The following is a 3,772-nucleotide window of genomic DNA, read 5'->3' on the forward strand; positions in this document are numbered from 1 at the left end:
TTAAACGGGTTTACCGGTGATACTGCGGGCGCAATGGTGGAACTGCTGGAAGCTGCATTATTAATATTTTTTGTTTTATTTTAGGAAAATTATGACTGATTCTGAGAAAAGCCAACGCCATAAAGATCGCATGCAACGTCACAAGGAAGTGGTTGATCAGAAGATCCAAAAAGCCACTAAGGACAAAGGTTTATTGCTGTGCATAACTGGCAACGGCAAAGGTAAAAGTTCATCCGGTTTTGGCATGATTGCCAGAGCGTTGGGTCATGATATGAAAGTCGGTATCGTGCAATTTATTAAGGGGGCGATGAGTACGGGTGAAGAAGCCTTTTATCGTCGGTTTCCTGAGCAGGTCAGTTATCACGTGGTGGGCGATGGGTTTACCTGGGATACGCAAAATCTGGAGCAGGATAAAGCTTCCGCAGAAGCAGGCTGGGATATTGTTAAAAAGATGTTACAGGATGAAAGTATTAACGTGGTTCTGCTGGATGAACTGAATATTGTCTTGAAAATGAAATATCTCGATGCAGATAAAGTAATAGATGATTTAGCTGCACGTCCGGCAATGCAACACGTGATTATTACCGGTCGTGGAGCACCAGACAGCATCATTGAAGCGGCTGATACGGTCAGCCGGATTGAGGATGTTAAACATGCATTTCGTGATGGTATCCGTGCCCAAAAAGGCATAGAGCTCTAAAGATTTTTTTGAGGTTTTTGGCTTGCTTTTTGCTGTGTCATCAAACGGTAAAGTTACTCACATTTTCTGTGGATAAGTCTGTGTTTAACTTTGGAGTTAGTCGCTAAGCTGTTCATATTTAAGCACTCTGCACAAAATGGTCAAAAAATGCTCAAATTAAAATATATGTTTATATTCAACAACTTAAACCTACTTCTATGTTAATCAGTGAGTTAGCGACATCTGTTATATAAAGATGTGAAGATTTTGTGAAACAGGTGAATAACTTACTGTTATATAACACCGGAAAAGCTGGGATTCTGGAATATAACAGACATAAAAAACCCGGTAGTTAAGTTAATAACTACCGGGTTTGTCGTCTAGGGTTACACAGATTCTGTTTCTTTAACGATATCCAGAATCAGTTCATCATTCTTCAGGATAACTCTCACATGGCCACCATCACTGAGTTTGCCAAATAACAATTCATCGGCCAACGGACGCTTGATTTTTTCCTGTACCAGTCGCGCCATTGGTCTGGCACCCATTTGTACATCGTAACCATGCTCTGCCAGCCATTCACGTGCATCATTATCAATTTCGATAGTCACGTTTTTATCTTGCAACAGCATTTCCAGTTCAAGCACCGCTTTATCAGCAACCCGCAGAATCGCTTCTTTCGTCAACGGCTGGAATTGAATAATACCGTCCAGACGATTACGGAATTCAGGTGAGAAAGCACGTTTCAGCGCTTCTGTACCATCCATATGATGCTCTTGTTTGGTAAAGCCGATCGAGCTACGGCCCATTTCCTGTGCACCGGCATTACTGGTCATGACCAATACAATATGACGGAAATCTGCTTTACGGCCATTGTTATCCGTTAGCGTTCCATGATCCATCACTTGCAATAGCAGGTTAAATACATCGGGGTGAGCCTTTTCAATCTCATCCAACAACAACACTGCATGCGGTTGTTTGATAACTGCATCGGTTAATAACCCACCTTGATCAAACCCCACATAACCTGGAGGAGCACCTATCAGACGGGAAACCGTATGAGGTTCCATATACTCAGACATATCGAAGCGGATTAGTTCAACCCCTAGGATATGCGCCAACTGACGCGTAACTTCTGTTTTACCTACACCGGTGGGTCCGGCAAACAGGAAAGCACCAGTTGGTTTTTCGGGATGCCCCAAACCGGAACGTGCCATTTTAATTGCCGAGCTTAATGCAGAAATCGCATCATCCTGACCAAAAATAACGTGTTTCAGATTCGGTTCCAGATTACGTAGATTATCTTTATCTGCATTACTAACCGTCTTGGCAGGAATACGTGCAATCTTGGCAACGATCTGCTGAACATCCTGAATGCCAATCATTTTCTTACGTTTCGACTTTGGCAGAATACGTTGTGCAGCACCCACTTCATCCAACACATCTATCGCCTTATCGGGCAGATAACGGTCGTTAATGTGACGGGCAGCCAGTTCTGCTGCCTGCACAATCGCGGCACTGGAGTAACGCACATTATGGTGTGATTCCAGGCCAGGCTTTAAACCTTTGAGAATTTCAATGGTTTCAGCAACCGATGGCTCAGGTACATCAATTTTCTGAAAACGCCGTGCCAAAGCACGATCATGTTCAAAAATGCTGCGATATTCCTGATAGGTGGTTGAACCGATACATTTCAATTCACCATTGGCCAATAACGGTTTAAGCAAATTGGCAGCATCCATCGCACTGTTTCCTGCACTCCCCGCTCCAATCATGGTATGGATTTCATCAATAAACAGAATCGCATGATCCTGTTGTTTGATTTCGCGCAATAATCCTTTCAGACGTTTTTCAAAATCACCACGGTATTTAGTACCAGCAACCAGCGCGCCCATATCCAGTGAATAAACAACTGCCTGCTCCAGCACTTCAGGCACATCACCATCAACAATACGTTTTGCAAGTCCTTCCGCCAGCGCAGTTTTACCAACACCGGCTTCACCGACAAACAACGGATTATTTTTACGGCGACGGCATAGCACCTGCAAAGTACGCTCAATTTCATTGGCACGGCCGATTAATGGATCAATCCGCCCCTGTTTGGCTTCGGCATTCAGATTCGTTGCATATAGAGCCAATGGACTTTTACTTTCGGAATTACCGTCTTCAACTTCAATCTTTTCGCTTTTGGTTTCTTCTGCCAGATTTTCGATGCTGCCGTGGCTGATAGCATTGACCACATCCAGCCGACTGACATCCTGCTTCTGCAGTAAATAAACCGCTTGAGATTGCTGTTCAGAGAAAATCGAAACCAGTACGTTGGCACCGGTTACCTCTTCGCCGCCAGAAGACTGCACATGCATCACTGCGCGTTGCAGAATACGCTGGAAAGCCAGCGTTGGCTGAGTTTCGCGATCGCTGTCTTCGGCCAATGTAGGCAGATTATCTGCAAGAAAATCGGTCAGATCCTGACGCAAGGCATTGATATCAACCTCGCAGGCTTTGAGCACCGCCAGTGCTTGTCCATTTTCCAGTAAGGCTAACAATAGATGTTCAACCGTCAGAAATTCATGGGATCTTTGTCGAGCATAATTGAATGCCTGACTCAGCGTGTGTTCAAGTTCTTTACTCAGCATATTGCTATCCGCCTATTGTCGTTGCAGCCATCTCATTCCTGTTCCATGGTGCACTGTAAAGGATGCCCATGTCTTTGGGCATAACTGTTCACTTGTTCCACTTTGGCCTCCGCGATCTCAAATGTAAAGATACCGCATAAAGCCTGTCCTTCTGTGTGCACTTGTAGCATGGTTCGTGTGGCACGTTCACGCCCCATGTCAAACAAGGTTTCCAAAACCTCCACCACAAAGTCCATCGGCGTGTAATCATCGTTCATCATGATCACCCGATATTTGGGTGGCTGTTTTAAATCAGGTTTAGACGGCGCAACCGCAAAATCATGCTCGGCCTGCCAATCTTGATCACGTTTGTCTGCCATCGCAAAAATCAACTCGCTGCTTCAACCATCTGTTTGAGCTCACCGTTTTCATACAGTTCCATAATAATGTCACATCCACCAATTAATTCACCATTGAT

Annotated in this window: 3 protein-coding genes; 1 reads left to right on the forward strand and 2 read right to left on the reverse strand. The window is 44.5% G+C overall.

Annotation, left to right across the window (positions count from 1 at the left end; translation table 11 throughout):
• The first annotated feature begins 91 nt into the window (after window positions 1–91).
• Window positions 92–700, forward strand: coding sequence for a cob(I)yrinic acid a,c-diamide adenosyltransferase (gene cobO, locus B3M51_RS03525; protein ID WP_292756873.1), 609 nt, complete (start codon window positions 92–94; stop codon window positions 698–700).
• A gap of 365 nt (window positions 701–1,065) precedes the next feature.
• Here the strand turns inward: cobO and clpA are convergent, their stop codons facing one another.
• Both clpA and clpS read right to left on the reverse strand, forming a co-directional pair.
• Window positions 1,066–3,315 carry an ATP-dependent Clp protease ATP-binding subunit ClpA gene (clpA, locus tag B3M51_RS03530; RefSeq protein ID WP_292756875.1) on the reverse strand — a complete coding sequence of 750 codons (2,250 nt, stop codon included), beginning with the start codon at window positions 3,313–3,315 and terminating at the stop codon, window positions 1,066–1,068.
• 32 nt (window positions 3,316–3,347) lie between these two features.
• Window positions 3,348–3,674, reverse strand: a complete 327-nt coding sequence (clpS, locus tag B3M51_RS03535) for an ATP-dependent Clp protease adapter ClpS (protein ID WP_292480427.1) — start codon at window positions 3,672–3,674, stop codon at window positions 3,348–3,350.
• Window positions 3,675–3,772: the final 98 nt, after the last annotated feature.

Source organism: Methylophaga sp. UBA2689, from assembly GCA_002354555.1.
GTDB lineage: Bacteria > Pseudomonadota > Gammaproteobacteria > Nitrosococcales > Methylophagaceae > Methylophaga.

Excerpts from the sequence above, each read along its gene's own strand:
- cobO (WP_292756873.1), top strand. The coding sequence starts at position 92 with ATGACTGATTCTGAGAAAAGCCAACGCCATAAAGATCGCATGCAACGT.
- clpA (WP_292756875.1), bottom strand. The coding sequence starts at position 3,315 with ATGCTGAGTAAAGAACTTGAACACACGCTGAGTCAGGCATTCAATTAT.
- clpS (WP_292480427.1), bottom strand. The coding sequence starts at position 3,674 with ATGGCAGACAAACGTGATCAAGATTGGCAGGCCGAGCATGATTTTGCG.